This is a genomic window from Bacillus cereus group sp. MYBKT111-2 (genome assembly GCF_051915205.1).
GTDB classification, from domain to species: domain Bacteria; phylum Bacillota; class Bacilli; order Bacillales; family Bacillaceae_G; genus Bacillus_A; species Bacillus_A paranthracis.
Genome location: NZ_JBQAEG010000001.1, coordinates 327,775 through 346,436, shown reverse-complemented (window position 1 = coordinate 346,436; position 18,662 = coordinate 327,775). Strand labels below are relative to the sequence as shown.

The following is an 18,662-nucleotide window of genomic DNA, read 5'->3' as shown; positions in this document are numbered from 1 at the left end:
CTAGAGAAAGGGATATACTACCCTTTGTATAGCTATCGTTCTATCTTTTTTTCCTCATGCCTTTTTGGCGTTTGTCGGAAGGTATCAATATAGATAAGAGAGGAAGGGTTTCCATGTTTAAGAAGATCTTTGGTGTTCTTCAAAAAGTCGGAAAAGCGCTTATGCTTCCAGTAGCGATTTTACCGGCAGCAGGTATTTTACTTGGATTTGGTAATGCATTTCAAAATCCACAGTTAACAAATGTTATTCCTGCTTTAAAAGCAGATTGGTTCGTAATGGTAGCAAAAATTATGGAACAATCTGGTGATATTATTTTCGCTAACCTTGCATTACTATTCGCAGTTGGGGTAGCAATTGGCTTAGCTGGTGGAGACGGAGTAGCTGGTTTAGCAGCATTCGTTGGCTACTTAATTATGAACAAAACGATGAGTGTGTTCTTAGAAGTAGATAAGCTAGTGAAAGTAACAAGTTCTGGAGCAGACCCAGTAAAAGTTGGATTTGCAGATCCAGCGTATGCAAACGTATTAGGAATTCCAACGCTACAAACTGGAGTGTTTGGTGGTATTATCGTTGGGATAGTAGCGGCATATTGCTATAATAAATACTTCAACATTGAATTACCATCATACTTAGGTTTCTTTGCAGGTAAGCGTTTCGTACCGATCGCAACTGCAACATTCTCTTTAATAGTAGGTATTATCATGTGCTTCGTTTGGCCATACATTCAAGGTGGCTTAAACACGTTCTCACATCAAATGATTGATGCAAATAGAACATTAGCAGCATTCATATTCGGTTTAATTGAACGTTCATTAATTCCGTTTGGATTACATCACATTTTCTATTCACCGTTCTGGTTCGAATTCGGTCAGTATACAAATGCGGCTGGCGAATTAATTCGTGGTGACCAAAAAATCTTTATGGCACAGTTAAAAGACGGTGTAGAATTAACAGCAGGTACATTTACAACTGGTAAGTATCCGTTCATGATGTTCGGTCTTCCAGCAGCAGCTTTAGCAATGTACCATGAAGCACGTCCAGAAAATAAAAAATTAGCAGCTGGTATTTTAGGTTCTGCTGCATTAACATCTTTCTTAACAGGTATTACAGAGCCACTTGAATTTTCATTCTTATTCGTAGCACCAGTATTATTCGGAATTCACGCTGTATTCGCTGGTCTATCATTTATGACAATGCAAATTTTAGGTGTTAAAATTGGTATGACATTCTCTGGTGGTTTAATCGACTTCCTATTATTCGGTGTACTACCAGGCCGTACGGCATGGTGGTGGGTAATTATTGTTGGTCTTGTACTAGCGGTTATTTACTACTTCGGATTCCGATTTGCAATCCGTAAATGGGATTTAAAAACACCTGGCCGTGAAGTTGCAAATGCGAATGAAGGTGCAGGAAAAGCAGAAGCTGGTGAACTTCCTCGTGAAGTATTAGTAGCACTTGGTGGTAAAGAAAACATTGCTTCTTTAGACGCTTGTATTACTCGTTTACGTGTTCAAGTTAACGAACAAAAGAATGTAAATAAAGATCGCTTGAAAGAACTTGGAGCAGCTGGTGTACTTGAAGTTGGAAATAACATTCAAGCTATTTTTGGACCGAAATCTGACACATTAAAATCACAAATTCATGATATTATGTCAGGTCGTACACCTCATGTTGAAAAAGCAGAGCCTGTAAAAGTAGAAGAAGCTCCTCAAAAAGTTGATGAAAACGAAACAATCGTTTCACCAATTGAAGGGAAAATCCTACCTATTACAGAAGTGCCGGATCAAGTATTCTCAGGAAAAATGATGGGAGATGGATTTGCAATTGAGCCAACAGAAGGAACAGTAGTTTCTCCAGTTAATGGTGAAATTGTCAACGTATTCCCTACAAAGCATGCAATTGGTATTCAATCTGAAGGTGGAAAAGAAATTTTAATCCACTTCGGTATTGATACTGTAAAATTAAATGGTGAAGGTTTTGAAGCACTTGTAGCGCAAGGTGACAAAGTGAAACAAGGACAACCATTATTAAAAGTAGATCTTGCATTTGTAAAAGAAAATGCACCATCTATCATTACACCAATTGTATTTACGAATTTACAGCAAGGGCAGCAAGTCGAATTGAAAAAAGATGGAAATGTTAAGAAGGGCGAAAACGCTATTATTGACATTCAGTAGGAATTTGACGCAAAATGTTTATAATTATAATAGGTGATGTGGTTGACCGAACATCGCCTATTATATACAATAGATGATGTAGTACTCACGTCTATACAACTAAAAAATACTGTAATTTAAAGGAGATAAATTATCATGGAAAAAATCTTTAAAGTAACTAGCGACTCAGGAATTCATGCTCGTCCAGCAACTCTACTTGTAAACACTGCAAGCAAATTTGGTTCTGACATTAACTTAGAGTATAACGGAAAGAACGTTAACTTAAAATCAATCATGGGCGTTATGTCTTTAGGTATTCAACAAGGCGCGGAAATTAAAATCACTGCAAATGGTGATGATGCAGCTCAAGCACTAGCAGCTATCGAAGAAACTATGAAAAACGAAGGATTAGGAGAATAATGACTCTTAACATTCAAGGGATCGCTGCATCAAGTGGGATTGCTATTGCAAAGGCTTTCAGACTTGAAAATCCTGAATTTAACATCGAAAAGAAATCAATTACAAACGAAGCTGCAGAAATTGCACGCTTAGAAGCTGCGCTTGAGAAAGCAAAAACTGAATTAGAAGCTATTAAAGACCACGCTTTTGCTGAGCTAGGTGCTGACAAAGCTGCGATCTTTGAAGCACATTTATTAGTGTTAAATGATCCAGAACTAGTAAACCCAGTAAAAGATAAAGTAAATAGTGAAAAAGTAAATGCTGAATTTGCAATGGATGAAGTTGCATCAATGTTTATTTCTATGTTTGAAAACATGGATAACGAATATATGAAAGAACGTGCTGCGGACATTCGTGACGTAACAAAACGTGTTCTTGCACATTTACTAGGCATTAACTTCTCAAATCCTGGTACAATTTCTGAAGAAGTAATCATTATTGCTGAAGATTTAACACCATCTGATACAGCTCAGTTAAACCGTAAGTATGCAAAAGGTTTTACAACTGATATCGGTGGACGTACATCTCACTCTGCAATTATGGCTCGCTCTATGGAAATTCCAGCTGTTGTTGGTACGAAAGTTGTTATGGAGAAAATCCAAAACGGCGATATCGTAATCATCGATGGTTTAGATGGAGAAGTAATTGTTAATCCATCAGAAGAAACTCTTCGCTCGTTTGAAGAAAAGAAAGCGAAATTTGAAGAGCAAAAAGCTGAATGGGCAAAATTAAAAGATCAAGCTACTGTAACAAGTGATGGACATCACGTTGAGCTTGTTGCAAATATCGGAACACCAAATGATGTACAAGGTATTATCGATAATGGCGGAGAAGGCGTTGGTTTATACCGTACAGAATTCTTATACATGGGCCGTGACAATCTTCCAACAGAAGAAGAGCAGTTCGAAGCGTATAAAGCAGTTCTTGAAGGTGTAAAAGAAGGTCAACCTGTTGTTGTTCGTACACTTGACATCGGTGGAGATAAAGAGCTTCCATACTTACATTTACCAAAAGAAATGAACCCATTCTTAGGATACCGTGCAATTCGCTTATGTCTTGATGAGCAAGATGTGTTCCGTACACAACTTCGTGCATTACTTCGTGCTAGCGTATACGGTAACTTAAAAATTATGTTCCCAATGATTGCAACTCTTGATGAGTTCCGTCAAGCGAAAGCGATCTTATTAGAAGAGAAAGCAAAACTTGTAGAAGCGGGTACAACTGTTTCTGATTCTATTGAAGTTGGTATGATGGTTGAAATCCCAGCTTCAGCAGTATTAGCAGATCAATTTGCAAAAGAAGTTGATTTCTTCTCTATCGGAACAAACGACTTAATTCAATACACAATGGCTGCAGACCGTATGAACGAACAAGTATCTTACTTATACCAACCATATAACCCATCTATTTTACGTCTTGTAAAAATGGTTATCGATGCTGCTCATAAAGAAGGCAAATGGGCTGGTATGTGTGGTGAGATGGCGGGAGATTCACTTGCGATCCCATTATTATTAGGATTAGGTTTAGATGAGTTCAGTATGAGTGCAACATCTATTCTTCCTGCAAGAACACAACTAAGCAAGTTGTCAAAAGCAGAAATGGAAACATTAGCAGAAAAAGCATTAATGATGTCAACTGCTGAAGAAGTTGTTGAACTAGTTAAAAGTATATAATCAATAAAAAAACCTGAGTCGATTTGAAATCGGTCTCAGGTTTTTTCTATGAGAAAAGTAAAACTTATTTTCTTACTTTTGAAGATAAGGAACAAAATTAGATAGCGATAGCAACGATATCAGCTGGGCATACACGTAAAATACCAGTAAAAGTATTTCGGTTTTGATTGTGCTTATCGTCTTTATTGTTATCTTTGTTATCTTTGTCATTGTTATTACGAGCTAAAGCAGAGAAAAGAGCAACACCGTTACAGAAACCTTCAAAAATTACATTGTTGAAAGATCCAACACCTTTAACGCTTAATAGAGAAAGCTCTGTTCCAACTGAAATGCTAGCAAGTACGTTACATACAGCTGGTTGTTGTGGTCTAACTACTTCTTTCTCTTTCTCTTTCTCATGATGTCTGCACTCTCTTTCATGATGATGACAGTCTCTAAAGTTATCACAGCATCCAAATGATCCAAACATAATCCTCATCACCCCCTTCACACTTATAATCTATGTAAGTTCGGTAGTGAGTGACTGGACAGAGAGTGGAATTTTTTCTAGGGGAATTTCTCATTTTAAAAGACTAGCTGGGTGTTTATTACGGAATGATGTTTAAAATAGGATAGATATCACAAAAAAGTGTAAAGACCACCGAAATGAATGAAATAGGTAGCCTTTACACTTTTTTGCTTTTATATAAAACGATGATATATACAGGAAGAGCTAACAGTAGCGGTACAATGGATCGTGCAGTATGTTTTTCTGATTCTAATTGGAATGCTTCTTCTTTTGGAAATTGTAAAACTGAAATATTTGCAGCATCGCCAATAAAATATAGAAGCAGTACAGTTACTATGTAACATAAAAGTGCAATAAAGCTTCCGTATGAACTCAATGAAAATCCCTCTCTTGTTATCTATTTGTTATCATTGTATCATAATTGTAACAAAAACACACGGTTATATTTCGATGCTTTAACAAAATTCGACACGAAACGTCATTTATATGTATGTGAATAGCATGAAATTTACTGTTTTTTATGTGTGGATGTCGAATCATACATTTTAGTATTACGGATGTGTGACAGAATAAAAAAGAAACGAAGGTAATGAAATTACCTTCGTTTCTTTTTTATTCGTATGAAAGGGCAGTAAGACCCTCACACTGATTCAAGTTTCGCTTTATTATTTTGCCCATTCACTCACTTGTTCTACGCTCATTCGTGGTGCAGGATGGCCTTTTAAAGTTGATTCCCCAATTGTAATAAGCATAATTGGTACATAGCGAGATGAAACATTGAATTCTTCTGTAAGTGCTTGTGGGTTGAAACCACCAATCGCACAAGTATCCCAGCCAGTTGCTTTAGCTGCAAGCATAAGTTGCATTGCTGCTAAAGATGCATTTGAAAAGGCTGCATCTCTTGGGAATTGCTCACGGGCATATGCAGACTCAATATTTTTAGCTAAGCGTTCTTTTGCTTCTTCTTTCATAAATCCTTGTTCTACAATTGGACCATAAACGGGTTCAACGTTTTTATAAGCTTCTAAATCACCTAAAATAGCGACTACAGCAGAAGCATCAAGAATTTGTTGTTGGTTATAAGCAATTGGATGTAATCGTTTCTGTACATCTTCACCTTGGAATACAAGGAATTTCCAATGCTGTAAATTCCAAGCGGAAGGTGCTTGAGCAGCTCCCTTTAAAATCTCGTGTAACTCTGTAGATGAAATTTCTTTCTCTGGGTTGAATGCACGTGTAGATGTGCGTTCATATAAAACATTAAAAAAGTTTTCATTTGTCATTATATATCCTCCAAATTACATATCAAATTATGAAAAAAATACATGTAATATATTCTACTTACATTTTGTAAGTTATCGAATTTAAGAATATAATATCTTTATTTTAATTGTCAAGTTTTCAAGCGGAAGCTAGGGCATTCATACAAACGATACAATTCCTATAATCATACACTAAAAAAGGAATTTATAGAGTGAAAAAGCAAAGATAACATTCTCAATTAGCTTGTTAATATGTATCCCTCACTCATTAAAGTTTTTAGAGAACAGTTTTTTATAAAATGTTTGTGAGGAATTCTGTAGAACAAGATATATGAAGTGAGTGAAGACTAGTGATGAACATACTACATTTTTTATTAGAGAATACGGTTTTCCAAAATGTATTACAAGATCTTCAGTTAAATGTCCTTTATATAGAAAATGGATGCACACATCAACAAACGATAGAAAATATCCATCCAAAATGTATGTTTATAGCAAATAGTTTTGAAGAAGGAGAAGTATTATTTCAGAGGACTAAACCACATATTGTAATTATGTATGTAACAGATTTTTCTCAAATAAAATATATAAAGAATATGTATAATCCACAGAGTACATTTATTGTCATTTGGGATCAACAAATAACAAGCGAGTTTGCAGAGGTACTTACGTTAGGAATACGTAATATTGTGATAGCCCCTGTGACTCCGCAAATGGTGTTAGAGGAAGTAAATAAAAGTTTATATCAGCTTTCTTTAGTGCGGCAAGTAAGTTTGCAACAAGAACTACTTCAAACGATGTTTGATTTTCGAAATGATCTATTATTTATAGTAGAAGACGATGAGATTGTTGATTGTAATACAAATTTTTTAGAGTTTTTCGGATATGAAAATTTGTTTGCTTATCGTGAGCAACATTTAGTATTTGCTGAACATCTTATTAGAGAAAATGGATACTATTCAACAACTCATGATATAACATGGTTAGATGATACATTATCATATGATAGAAGAATTAAGATGTCCAACTATGAAGGGGAAGTGTCAACTTTTTTATTGCGTGCGACACCATTGCCAGAAGATTTATCAAGATTTATTGTGAAGTGTACAGAGATTACCGAATTAGATGAAATCTATCAAGAACAAGAAAGACTTGCTATGATAGATTCGTTAACAGAGATTTATAATCGTTTGAAATTCCAACAAATACTCGAGGCAGAATGGGATAATGCGATGCGTAATAATGAAAACATAGCACTTATTTTATTTGATATAGATAATTTTAAAGCAGTAAATGACACGTATGGCCATGATTTTGGTGACTTAGCATTAATTGAGCTTGCAGAGCTCATGAAATCTAAAGTGGAGCAGCAACATGTATTTGCTAGGTGGGGAGGAGAAGAATTTATTATTTTAGTAACGAATACAGTAGAAAAAGAAGCATTTCAAGTTGCGGAATCATTACGATTTTTCATTGAAACAAAGCAATTCTCAGGAATTTCGAAATTAACAGCGAGCTTTGGAGTTGCATTATATGAAAAAGGGATTACAAGAGAAGAATTAATGCAACGAGCGGATATTGCATTATATGAAGCGAAAAAAAATGGGAAAAATCAAGTGTGTGTATATAGAAAAGAAAAAAAGTGATTTTTCGCAACAAATTGTTGCGATTTTTTTTTATTACTTGATAATAGAGTGTAGGGGGGATTTTGAACGAAGGAATTATGGAGGAACAAAATGATAAAAAAAATGATAAAAAAAATAATGATGATAGTTTCAATATGCGCTTTAGTTTGTGGAGGAGTATACTATTTTCTCTATAATTCTAATATAAAGGAAAATAAAGAATTAACAACTAAGGTGAATCCTGCTGTTGAATCAGAAGTACAAGAGAATATAGAAGAAGAAAAAGAAAAGCAAATTGATTACGCTAGCATATCTCAAAAATTAGATCAATATTTAGTCGGAAAGCAATTCAATGGAACAGTTTTGGTAACAGATAAAGAGCATGTTATATTGAATAAAGGATATGGGTATGCTGATGTTCAAAATAAAATAGAAAATACGCCCCACACAAAATATCGTATCGGTTCTATTACGAAAACAGTTGTGGCTACATCTATTTTACAACTGCAGGATCAAGGTAAGCTAAATATTCAAGATAATGTAAATAAATATATTCCTTCATTTCCGGAGAATAAAAATATTACGTTATATCATTTATTAACGCATACCTCTGGTTTACCTGAACACGCAAAAGGCAATGTTAATGCTGCTTCCCGTTTACAGTTAATGAATTGGATTGGACGTCAAAATTTAGAATTTCCTGCAGGAACAGGTTGGAGATATACAGATTATAATTATATGGTGCTTGCCTATATAATAGAACATATATCGAAAAAACCTTTAGGAGATTATATAAAAGAAAATATATTTACAAAAGCAGATATGCATGAATCTGGTATGGGAAATATGGTACCTGGAGATAAAAATTTTACAAAGGGTTATGTGAAAAAAAATCAAGAGCTTGTACCAGCGCAGAAGGTAGGCATGGATTGGCTATATGGTTGTGGTGAGATGTATACGACAGTTGGAGATATGAAGAAATTAGACGAAGCAATTATAAATGGAAAACTTCTTTCTGAACAAAGTATACAAGCGATGTTTTCACCTTCACCAGAACGAAAATATGCATTTAGTTTTTACATATATCCGGATTATTTTCATAATCATGGTGTACTATCTGGTTGGAACACTTTCAATAATTTTAATAAAGAAAAAGGGACTTTTGTTATTTTATTTTCAAATGTGAAAAATAGTATGGATGATGACTTCAATAAAGATTTCCGAAAGATGGTAAGTGATTTATTAGAACAAAGGGGATGAGAAAATGAAACATAAAAATGTATCAATTGGTTTCATTGGTATTGGTGTAATGGGAAAAAGTATGGTGCGTCATTTCATGCAAGACGGTCATACAGTATATGTATATAATAGAACAAAATCGAAAACAGACTCTTTAGTGCAAGATGGTGCAAATTGGTGTGATACACCGAAAGAGTTAGTAAAGCAAGTTGATGTTGTAATGACTATGGTTGGGTATCCACATGATGTAGAAGAAGTGTACTTTGGGATAGATGGAATTTTGGAGAATGCAAATGAAGGTACGATTGCAATTGATTTCACGACATCTACACCAACATTGGCAAAACGTATTAATGAAGCCGGTAAAAGTAAGAATGTATATACGTTAGATGCACCTGTATCTGGAGGAGACGTTGGTGCGAAAGAAGCAAGACTCGCAATTATGGTCGGTGGAGAGAAAGAAATATATGAAAAATGTTTACCGTTATTTGAAAAACTAGGAACAAATATTCAGTTGCAAGGGCCTGCTGGAAGTGGACAACATACAAAAATGTGCAATCAAATTGCGATTGCTTCTAATATGATTGGAGTATGTGAAGCTGTTGCTTATGCAAAAAAGGCTGGATTAGATCCTGATAAAGTATTGGAGAGTATTTCAACGGGAGCAGCAGGTAGCTGGTCATTAAGTAATTTAGCTCCTCGAATGTTAAAGGGAGATTTTGAACCAGGTTTTTATGTAAAGCATTTTATGAAAGATATGAAGATCGCGTTAGATGAGGCTGAAAGATTACAATTACCAGTACCAGGTTTAAGTTTGGCGAAGGAATTGTATGAAGAGCTAATAAAAGATGGGGAAGAAAATAGCGGAACACAAGTGTTATACAAAAAATATGTAAGGGGGTAAATGAGATGGATCTTCAAAAATTTGATGAGATGATTGATACTGTACAAAGAACAACATGTATACAAATTAATGAAAAACAAAAAGAAGCTTTTAAACAAAAATATGATTTTGAACCGAATTTCGAATATGGAAGAGATGAGAAAGGGCATTACGTTATTCGAACTTCAAAAAAGATGCTAGAAGAAATGGAATTTTATTTGGCATTGAAATATGATCGAGATGGAGTTGACCTTTACATGGAAGCGGAGATTGATGGTATATATCATGTATCTGTTAGCTATAGTGAAGACGCTTTGCACCTACAAGAATTGTTTCAATTTCTAGAAGAAAATAAATAAAAGTCCTCATTTGAGGACTTTTATTTATTTAGGTATATTTAATTTTATAATTACAAGCTAGAAGCACGGCGGCATCGTTCCATTGGGAATGGAATAACTTGCGCGATGTGATTAGGACCAAATTGTTTTGTACGAGCATGGCGTATTATATAAAATGCACACAGAATTGAAACAGGAATAGCACCGAACAAACCAAAAAATAAAGCGCTTACACAAGATGCAACAAAACCTAAAACACCAACTTCTAATTCTTCCATAATAGCTCCTAGAATAATAGGAAGTGCTCCACACGTAACCCCTAGTATAAGTGCGATAAGTAAACTCATGATTATCCCCCTCTGTTTGCGATATTTTTTCCTTCTTAGTTAATTGTAGTATATCATATATAAAACAGAATTTTCAGAAAAAATTCAAAAAAAGTTCAATAAATGTTCAAAAAGTATTAATAAATATACTTGAAAAATTGAAGGGAGAGATTGTACTGAAAAGAAGGAATAATACGGTTAGAACCATAAAAAATCAGGCTTATTTCAAAATGAAATAAGCCTGTTCCATAGGAGGATGTATATATGTAGAGTGAATAAAAGGTTGGAAAAGGGGGTCCAAGACCTTTTATTCAACTAACTACCTTAATAGATTGGAACCCAACCTTCAGTTGTAACAAAAATACGAATAGCTACAACTTGACGATCATCTTGCAAGGTAAAATAATGTCTTGCATTTTCAGGAACAGATATGAGATCGCCTGGCTCAAGTTCAACGTCAAAGAATGTCCCATCTTTTCCTTCAATGGCAAAGATGCCATGACCACTAACAATAAAGCGAACTTCATCATCAGTATGATGGTGTTCTTTTTGGAAATTAATTAATAGCTCGTCAAGGTTAGGTGTGCTATTTGAAAGTGAAATTACATCATGTGCTTTATAACCTCGGCGTGCTGAAACATCAGCAATTTCTTTTGAAAACACAGCTAATATTTCAGCTTTGTTTTCATCTGTTAACGAATAATTTTCATTTAAATGAGGAGGAAGTTTAGAAATATTCCATTTCTCATATAAAACACCTTCCTCTTGTAGAAATTTAGATACTTCCACTTCATTTTCAATGCGAGTATTTACTTCATGAATACGAATTTGCGCCATTAGAAACGCCTCCTTGAATTGATAATAGTTTTATATGAAATTGGAATAAAAACTCATAAGCTTCTAATCTTTTCTTTGCATCAAAGCTATCTCGGCCCCATACGGTAATACCATGGTTACGGATTAATACTGCCCCCGAATCTCCTTGGATATGCTTGCGGAAGTTTTCTCCAAGCGTTGGGATATGAGCATGGTTTTCGATAATAGGAATGTGAATTGTTGCATCTTCTTCCCAAATATCGAGAGCTTTAATAATTTCTTGATTTTGAAGTGTGACTGCATCACTATATAAATTTGTGATAACATTGTTATCAGTTGTATGAACATGAAGGACGCACCCGGCATTCGTATTGTTATAAATATGTGTATGCAAGATTGTTTCTGCTGAAGGGCGTAATTCAGTCTCTAATACGGGAACCCCTAGATGATCTACTAATAGAAAATCATCTGGAGTCGTTTTTGTTTTATCTTTACCACTTGCTGTAATGAGAAAAGTGAGTGGTTCATGACTAACCTTTATAGAAATATTACCACTCGTTGCTGGAAACCAATTTCGTGTTGTTAATTCTTTTTTTATCTCGCTTAAGTCATACCATTGACGAAAAAGTTGTTTCATAATTTCACCTCCAACAAATGTTTTAATTCAGTTTGAACATCGTGAAACGTTTCAAATGGTGTATAAGAAATATGATTTTCCTCACATTTTGTAATAAGGAAATCACGAGCGAACACTTTATCCGCTTGTTTCGCAGCTTGTAAATCAGTAATTGAATCTCCAATTACAATATGGAAGTCATTCGTATTACTTAATTTACGGATGAGTGATGATTTACATAATCCGCAATGATTTTGACAATGATGATCACAAGGATGAGGCCACTTAACGGCAATGAATTCACTTGAAAAGTCTGTTTCATTACAGTAAATTTGCTCTTTTGGAATAATTCCTTGTAAGAGTGGATAGACGAAGAAATCCATTCCACCCGATATAACATAAAAGGAAATATTATTTTTATTTACAAATTGTATAAATTCATGAAAACCGTTACGAATTTCAGCAGTCTCTATTAAAAATTGAATAATTTCATCGTGCAGATTAGTAGGTATGAATTGAAATAATTGAGAAACACCTTCTTGAATAGATAGCTCCTGTGATAAAATTCTATTCTTTACTTCTTCAGCTTCTGGTGGTGCGAATTTTTCCATAATGGACATAATGTTATCATTATTTGTAATCGTGCCATCGAAATCACAAAATATTTGAATACTCATAATTTCACCTCATGAGAGGGATTTCCCCATATTTGTAGTGCGCTATGCAAATTTATGTCATCTACTTCATGGAGTGGTTTATTTTGCAAAGTAGCATCAATGGCAGTACGGAAAGCTTTACCGCCGCCTTGCGCTCCATTTGGATGTCCATGTATTCCGCCACCAGCATTAATAACAACATCTTTACCGAAATCTCGTACAATAAAGGGAACGAAACCAGGGTGAATACCAGCAGATGGAACGGAAAAGCTCTTCTTGAAAAATACATCGTTTTCAGTTAAATATTTTGAGATAGCAAGAGCTTCCTCTTTTTCTAGCGCAACACTTCCGTATGGAGATGGGAATAATGAAAAATCAGCCCCAGCATAACGGAGTAGCTTTCCGAGTAATAATGGAGATGAAACTCCATATAACTTAGATGCAGAATAAGCACCACTTACAGCAGGGTGTGCCATAATAGGAACTGGGATTTCATCATCTTCTGCAAGTGATTGTAGTACATCTAGTCCGTAAGAGAATACGTTAAATAATAGAATATCGGCTCCAGCTTGCACTGCACGTTTCGCATTTTCTTTTAAATCAAAAGTTCGTCCTGTTAAATTTACGGCATATAACGTTTTATGTCCGTACGTTTCATATACGGATTGTAAAACTTCTTTTCCAGATATGATGCGTTTCGTAAGTGGTGTTAATGCATTTTCAAATAATATTTCATCATCTTTTACGATATCTACACCACCAATTGCTTGATCGCGTAATTGCGTTTTTAAATACCCAATATTTCGTCCAATCATTCCTTTAAAAATACTCATTAAAAGGGGACGATCATGTACTTGTAAAAGATTTCGAATACCATCTATCCCGAATTTTGGACCAGGAAAATGTTTTTTTAACTCGTCTGAAAAAGTTAAGTCAATTAATTTTACTTCGCCATCAAGGGATAGCTTTCCAAATGTAGTCGTTAAAATTGCTGGTAAATCTGGACTGAAGTTTAATAACGGATATTCGATTTTAATAATTCCGCGTTTTACTTTTTTACGTAAATACGAATTGGTATGTTCATGTTCAGCTAATTCCTCAACATGAATGACATTGCCTTTATGCTGCTTTAATTGTTCTTGCAATAAATGCGGCAAATGAGTCCAAGAGCCAATTGTTAAACCGAGTGCAATTTGCTCAGCTTTTTTTTCTAAGTTATGTGAATCATCATGGATTAAATACGTCGCTATAATTCCGCTCATTGTTATAACCTCCTAGTTAAATAAAAAAACCTCTCAGCTAAGGAGAGGTTTTTTTACAACCAGCTCCTTATCTGTCAGCGTAATGCTGCGAGAATTAGCACCGTGTCTACAATTGTAGATCGGTTGCCGGGTTTCGTCGGGCTCGTCCCTCCACCTGCTCTTGATAAGAAGTATTTAGAAATGTTTAAATTTTTAAGATAACTGAATTTTGTCAGATATTTTTCATGTTGTCAATTACTTTTTGAAAAAATTTAATTTATCAATTCGATTAATGGCTTCTCGTAATCTATCTTCTGTATGCAAGAGACCGACACGGACATACCCTTCGCCATGCTCACCAAATCCAACACCAGGAGCAACTGCAACGTGTGCTTTTTCTAGTAAAATATCAGAAAATTGCTCAGATGTATATCCTTTTGGAACAGGAAGCCATGCAAAGAATGACCCTGTTGGAATGTCTACATTCCAACCAATTGAGTGACAAGCAGAAATAAGAGCGTTTCTTCGAGATTCATAACTATTTACAAGGTCTATTACGCAAGACTGTGAACTTAATAGTGCTTCGCGGGCAGCATCTTGAACTGCACCAAAGATGCTAACATACATATGATCTTGTAATAGGTTAATTGTTTCAATGACACTTTCATTCCCTACAGCAAAAGCGATGCGCCAGCCAGCCATATTAAAAGTTTTCGATAATGTGTAAATTTCGATTCCTGTATCTTTGGCACCATCTGCTTGTAAGAAACTAACTGGCTTTTGACCATCGAACCCTATAGCACCATAAGCAAAATCATGAACAACTAATATATTGTGTTTATTAGCAAATTGAATCGTTTCATCAAAAAAATCTTTTGATGCAGTAGCACCTGTAGGGTTATTTGGGTAGTTTAAAAACATTAATTTTGCACGCTCGGCAATAGAGTCATCAATTTTCGTATAATCTGGTAAAAACTTATTTTCTGCAATAAGCGGCATTGTTTCAAATTGTGCTTTTGCTAAAGCAACTCCTGATAAATAATCTGGATAGCCTGGATCTGGAACGAGAATCGTATCACCAGGATTTGTAAAACAAATTGGTAATTCTACTAATCCAGCCTTTCCACCAAACAATATAGCAACTTCAGTTTTCGGATTTACTACTACATCATATTCACGTTGATAGAATGTTGCCACGGCTTCTTTTAAGCTTTCATGTCCGCGAAATGGCGGATATTTATGATGAATGGTCTTTTCTGCAGCATCTTGCAAAGCTTTTACGATATGCTGCGGTGTTGGTTGATCTGGATTACCTTGACCTAGATTAATAACATCGTGACCAGCTGCTACAACTTTGTTAACTTTTGCAACAAGTGAAGCGAAAAATTGTGTTGGCAATGATGTTACTATCTCAGAAGGTTGAAATGATTTCATACTTTCCACCTCTTTTGAAAGTTGTTACAATTCTAGTGACAAATGATATAATCTTTCCAGTATTTTGTAAAGAAAAAAATAAGAATGGGGCTGAAAAAATGAAAGTCGCATGTATTCAAATGGATATTGTCTTTGGAGATGTAGAAAAAAATATTGAGAATGCTAAAAATAAAATAAGTGAAGCGATGAAAGAAAGACCAGATGTTATCGTTTTACCAGAACTATGGACAACAGGATATGATTTAACGAGACTCTCTGAAATTGCAGATAGGGATGGATTGGAAACGAAAGAAAAGTTGATAGAATGGTCGAAACAATATGGTGTACATATTGTTGGTGGTTCTATAGCAAAGCAAACAGAGCAAGGTGTTACAAATACAATGTATGTTGTAACGAATAAAGGAGAACTAGTCAATGAATATAGTAAAGTGCATTTATTTCAGCTTATGGATGAACATAAATATTTAATAGCTGGAAATCGTACTGGTGAATTTAAGTTGGATGATGTAGAGTGCGCCGGCACCATTTGCTATGATATTCGTTTTCCGGAGTGGATGCGCGTTCATACTGCTAAAGGTGCAAAAGTTTTATTTGTTGTAGCTGAATGGCCATTAGTTCGTTTAGCACATTGGCGTTTACTATTACAAGCAAGAGCAGTTGAAAACCAGTGTTATGTTGTAGCATGTAATAGGGCAGGGAAGGATCCAAATAATGAGTTTGCTGGCCATTCTTTAATTGTCGATCCTTGGGGCGAAGTTGTTGTAGAAGCAAATGAAGAAGAATCAATTCTATTTGGAGAGCTTACATTCGAGAAAATTAAAGAAGTACGCAAAGGAATTCCAGTTTTTGCGGATCGACGTCCAGAATTATACAAATAAAATGTTGACAAGTGATTTTTATTCTTGGTATAGTCTTCAACATAAAGTTAAAAATTCTAAAAAATTATACAACTCTTATCAAGAGCAGGTGGAGGGATTTGGCCCGATGAAGCCCAGCAACCGACCGTAATACCATTGTGAAATGGGGCGTTTATGACGCCAAAAGGCACGGTGCTAATTCCAGCAGAAAGTAAAACTTTCTGGCAGATAAGAGGGGAGAAGATAAACTTCAAACCTCTTTCTTAGTGGAAAGAGGTTTTTCTACGTCAGAAAAACCTCTGAATATAAAAAAGGGGGAGAAGACGATGGGATATTATGCATTAACTGAAACAACAGCTATACAATATGCGAAAGAACACGGTTATTTTGAAAAGAAAGCAAATGTAGTTTGTCATGAAATTGGAGATGGAAATTTAAATTACGTGTTCAAATTAGATGATGGAGAGAAGTCTATTATAATAAAACAGGCACTGCCGTATGCGAAAGTAGTTGGTGAAAGCTGGCCGTTGTCTATAAAAAGAGCAACGATTGAAAGAAAGGCATTACAAATTTTTGCGCAGTATGTACCAGATTATGTTCCAGTAGTGTACAGTCATGATGAAGAGTTAGCGATAACGGTAATAGAAGACTTATCAAGACTAACAATTACAAGAAAAGGATTAATAGACGGAGAAGAATATCCGCTTTTATCCCAGCATATTGGTCGTTTTCTAGCACATGTTTTATTTTATACTTCAGATTTTGGTTTACAGTCAGAAGAGAAAAGGGTACTAGAAGGTACATTTGTAAATCCAGACCTCTGCAAAATTACAGAAGATTTAGTGTTTACAGATCCATTTGGCCATTACGATACGAATGATTATGAGCCGGAGTTACAATTGGCTGTTGATGAACTTTGGAGTGACAAAACTTTAAAACTAAAAGTCGCACAATATAAATATAAGTTCTTAACAAGAAAGGAAACTCTTATTCATGGTGACTTACATACAGGTAGTATTTTTTCATCACCTTCTGAAACGAAAGTGATTGATCCAGAATTTGCGACATATGGCCCATTTGGATTTGACATTGGTCAATTTATTGCAAATCTATTATTAAATGCTTTATCTAGAGAAGAAGAACAGAGAAGTGTACTATTTTTCCATATAGAGAAGACGTGGAGTTATTTTGTAGAAACTTTTACGAAGTTATGGATTGGAGAAGGTGTAGAAGCATATACGAAAGAAAAACAATGGTTACCAATTATTTTGCAAAATATCTTTACTGATGCTGTTGGATTTGCTGGATGTGAGCTTATCCGAAGAACAATTGGCTTAGCGCATGTAGCTGATTTAGATGAAATAGCAAATAAAGAAACGAGAATTCAAGCTAAGAAACAAGCGTTATCCTTAGGTAGAGAACTAATAAAATATGAATCTAAGAACGCTGATATTCAACTGTTCCGAGCATTATTCCAACAGACAATTTCTGGAGGGGTAAAAGCATGAGTACAGTTGTTACGATTCCGAGGTCTGTCAGTTGGAAAGGTGATGCCATTGCAGTATTAAATCAAACAAAGTTGCCGCATAGCACAGAATACAAAACATTAACGACGATTGAAGAGGTATGGAAAAGTATTGTCATGCTAGAAGTACGAGGAGCACCTGCAATTGGAATTGTAGCTGCATTTGGCTTGGCGCTTGCATCAAAAAAATATACTACTTTACATATTGAAGAATTTCAAAAGAAGTTTAATAGAGATTGTAATTATTTAGGGACGTCACGCCCGACAGCAGTCAATTTATTTTGGGCAATCGATCGTATGAGAGAATCTATTCAAGAAATTACTACAATAAAAGAAGCGCAAAAAATATTAGAAGAAGAAGCGCTTCGTATTCAGCAAGAAGATGAAGCGGTATGCCGGAGTATTGGAGAACATGCATTAACATGCTTTAAAGACGGTGATAACATTTTAACAATTTGTAACGCTGGCAGTATTGCAACTGCTAAATATGGTACTGCATTAGCACCGTTTTATATTGGGAAAGAAAAAGGTGTACATTTACATGCATATGCATGTGAAACGAGACCGGTTTTACAAGGCGGTCGCTTAACGACCTGGGAATTAAAACAGGCAGGTATTGATGTAACACTTATTACAGATAATACGGCAGCTCATGCTATTCAAACGAAAGAAATCAACGCAATTATTGTAGGAGCGGACCGAATTGTCGCAAATGGGGATACAGCAAATAAAATCGGAACGATGAATTTAGCTATATTAGCAAAGTATTTCGATATCCCGTTCTACGTTGCAGCTCCACTATCTACATTTGATATTACGAAACAAACAGGTGCAGAAATTGTTATTGAAGAAAGAGATGAAACAGAAGTTACGAAAATTTTTGGGAAACAGGTAACGCCAGTTGGAACTACTGTTTATAATCCTGCATTTGATGTAACACCGAATGAATTAATTACAGGTATTATTACTGAGCAAGGTATTATACGTGGAGATTATAAGCGAGAAATTGCATCATTGTTTCAAAAAACAAGCTAATACATAATAGCTT

19 protein-coding genes and 2 riboswitches are annotated in these 18,662 nt (G+C 35.1%); of the genes, 10 read left to right on the top strand and 9 right to left on the bottom strand.

Features of this window, described 5'->3' with window-relative positions; all coding sequences use genetic code 11:
* Nucleotides 1-113 precede the first annotated feature (113 nt).
* The 3 genes from ptsG (at nt 114) to ptsP (ending at nt 4,288) form a co-directional block, all read left to right on the top strand.
* Nucleotides 114-2,177: a PTS glucose transporter subunit IIABC gene (ptsG, locus tag ACTFNE_RS01735; protein ID WP_000473205.1), complete on the top strand. Its 2,064-nt coding sequence runs from the start codon at nt 114-116 to the stop codon at nt 2,175-2,177.
* 135 nt (nt 2,178-2,312) lie between these two features.
* A complete protein-coding gene (gene ptsH / locus ACTFNE_RS01730) occupies nt 2,313-2,576 on the top strand; it encodes a phosphocarrier protein HPr (protein ID WP_000411079.1) in 264 nt (87 codons plus the stop codon).
* Entirely contained in the window at nt 2,576-4,288 is a 1,713-nt protein-coding gene (gene ptsP, locus ACTFNE_RS01725) for a phosphoenolpyruvate--protein phosphotransferase (RefSeq protein ID WP_000174221.1), read from the top strand. The genes ptsH and ptsP overlap by 1 nt, the downstream gene beginning before the upstream one ends.
* Before the next feature lie 97 nt (nt 4,289-4,385).
* On the opposite strand, the gene ACTFNE_RS01720 is transcribed toward ptsP, so the two are convergent.
* From ACTFNE_RS01720 to ACTFNE_RS01710, 3 genes are all read right to left on the bottom strand, one after another.
* Nucleotides 4,386-4,757 carry a DUF3915 family protein gene (locus ACTFNE_RS01720; RefSeq protein ID WP_000468014.1) on the bottom strand — a complete coding sequence of 124 codons (372 nt, stop codon included), beginning with the start codon at nt 4,755-4,757 and terminating at the stop codon, nt 4,386-4,388.
* Nucleotides 4,758-4,953: 196 nt separating this feature from the next.
* Nucleotides 4,954-5,172, bottom strand: a complete 219-nt coding sequence (locus ACTFNE_RS01715) for a hypothetical protein (protein ID WP_000100487.1) — start codon at nt 5,170-5,172, stop codon at nt 4,954-4,956.
* A 289-nt stretch (nt 5,173-5,461) separates the two neighbouring features.
* Nucleotides 5,462-6,079 carry a nitroreductase family protein gene (locus tag ACTFNE_RS01710; RefSeq protein WP_000180604.1) on the bottom strand — a complete coding sequence of 206 codons (618 nt, stop codon included), beginning with the start codon at nt 6,077-6,079 and terminating at the stop codon, nt 5,462-5,464.
* Nucleotides 6,080-6,411: 332 nt separating this feature from the next.
* Between ACTFNE_RS01710 and ACTFNE_RS01705 the strand changes: the two genes are divergently transcribed.
* The 4 genes from ACTFNE_RS01705 to ACTFNE_RS01690 all read left to right on the top strand — a co-directional run bounded on the left by ACTFNE_RS01705 (nt 6,412) and on the right by ACTFNE_RS01690 (nt 10,164).
* A complete protein-coding gene (locus tag ACTFNE_RS01705) occupies nt 6,412-7,704 on the top strand; it encodes a GGDEF domain-containing protein (RefSeq protein ID WP_001023204.1) in 1,293 nt (430 codons plus the stop codon).
* A gap of 102 nt (nt 7,705-7,806) precedes the next feature.
* Complete coding sequence (locus ACTFNE_RS01700) at nt 7,807-8,943, top strand: serine hydrolase domain-containing protein (protein ID WP_046197884.1); 1,137 nt, start codon at nt 7,807-7,809, stop codon at nt 8,941-8,943.
* Between the two features lie 4 nt (nt 8,944-8,947).
* On the top strand, nt 8,948-9,826 hold the full coding sequence (locus ACTFNE_RS01695; RefSeq protein WP_270705461.1) for an NAD(P)-dependent oxidoreductase: 879 nt from the start codon (nt 8,948-8,950) through the stop codon (nt 9,824-9,826).
* A gap of 5 nt (nt 9,827-9,831) precedes the next feature.
* Nucleotides 9,832-10,164: a DUF3909 family protein gene (locus tag ACTFNE_RS01690; protein WP_270705460.1), complete on the top strand. Its 333-nt coding sequence runs from the start codon at nt 9,832-9,834 to the stop codon at nt 10,162-10,164.
* A gap of 50 nt (nt 10,165-10,214) precedes the next feature.
* Here ACTFNE_RS01690 and ACTFNE_RS01685 read toward each other — a convergent pair whose 3' ends face one another.
* The 6 genes from ACTFNE_RS01685 to ACTFNE_RS01660 form a co-directional block, all read right to left on the bottom strand.
* Nucleotides 10,215-10,490 carry a hypothetical protein gene (locus tag ACTFNE_RS01685; protein ID WP_000054669.1) on the bottom strand — a complete coding sequence of 92 codons (276 nt, stop codon included), beginning with the start codon at nt 10,488-10,490 and terminating at the stop codon, nt 10,215-10,217.
* Between the two features lie 303 nt (nt 10,491-10,793).
* Nucleotides 10,794-11,306 carry a 1,2-dihydroxy-3-keto-5-methylthiopentene dioxygenase gene (locus ACTFNE_RS01680; RefSeq protein WP_000057309.1) on the bottom strand — a complete coding sequence of 171 codons (513 nt, stop codon included), beginning with the start codon at nt 11,304-11,306 and terminating at the stop codon, nt 10,794-10,796.
* The gene (locus ACTFNE_RS01675; protein WP_000811326.1) at nt 11,284-11,922 is read right to left on the bottom strand and encodes a methylthioribulose 1-phosphate dehydratase; all 639 of its coding nucleotides are present in this window, start codon (nt 11,920-11,922) and stop codon (nt 11,284-11,286) included. The genes ACTFNE_RS01680 and ACTFNE_RS01675 overlap by 23 nt, the downstream gene beginning before the upstream one ends.
* Nucleotides 11,919-12,578: a 2-hydroxy-3-keto-5-methylthiopentenyl-1-phosphate phosphatase gene (mtnX, locus tag ACTFNE_RS01670; RefSeq protein ID WP_046197887.1), complete on the bottom strand. Its 660-nt coding sequence runs from the start codon at nt 12,576-12,578 to the stop codon at nt 11,919-11,921. Before mtnX ends, ACTFNE_RS01675 begins: the two co-directional genes overlap by 4 nt.
* Nucleotides 12,575-13,819, bottom strand: coding sequence for a 2,3-diketo-5-methylthiopentyl-1-phosphate enolase (gene mtnW, locus ACTFNE_RS01665; RefSeq protein ID WP_046197888.1), 1,245 nt, complete (start codon nt 13,817-13,819; stop codon nt 12,575-12,577). Before mtnW ends, mtnX begins: the two co-directional genes overlap by 4 nt.
* Nucleotides 13,820-13,883: 64 nt before the next feature.
* A riboswitch (SAM riboswitch) is annotated at nt 13,884-13,989 on the bottom strand.
* Between the two features lie 64 nt (nt 13,990-14,053).
* Entirely contained in the window at nt 14,054-15,232 is a 1,179-nt protein-coding gene (locus ACTFNE_RS01660) for a pyridoxal phosphate-dependent aminotransferase (protein ID WP_046197889.1), read from the bottom strand.
* Between the two features lie 14 nt (nt 15,233-15,246).
* Here ACTFNE_RS01660 and ACTFNE_RS01655 point away from each other — a divergent pair, with 14 nt between their 5' ends.
* From ACTFNE_RS01655 to mtnA, 3 genes are all read left to right on the top strand, one after another.
* Complete coding sequence (locus ACTFNE_RS01655) at nt 15,247-16,110, top strand: carbon-nitrogen family hydrolase (protein ID WP_025991622.1); 864 nt, start codon at nt 15,247-15,249, stop codon at nt 16,108-16,110.
* 72 nt (nt 16,111-16,182) lie between these two features.
* Nucleotides 16,183-16,324: riboswitch (SAM riboswitch) on the top strand.
* Between the two features lie 91 nt (nt 16,325-16,415).
* Nucleotides 16,416-17,597: an S-methyl-5-thioribose kinase gene (gene mtnK / locus ACTFNE_RS01650; RefSeq protein ID WP_270705459.1), complete on the top strand. Its 1,182-nt coding sequence runs from the start codon at nt 16,416-16,418 to the stop codon at nt 17,595-17,597.
* Nucleotides 17,594-18,649, top strand: a complete 1,056-nt coding sequence (gene mtnA / locus ACTFNE_RS01645; RefSeq protein WP_046197891.1) for an S-methyl-5-thioribose-1-phosphate isomerase — start codon at nt 17,594-17,596, stop codon at nt 18,647-18,649. Before mtnK ends, mtnA begins: the two co-directional genes overlap by 4 nt.
* Nucleotides 18,650-18,662 lie beyond the last annotated feature (13 nt).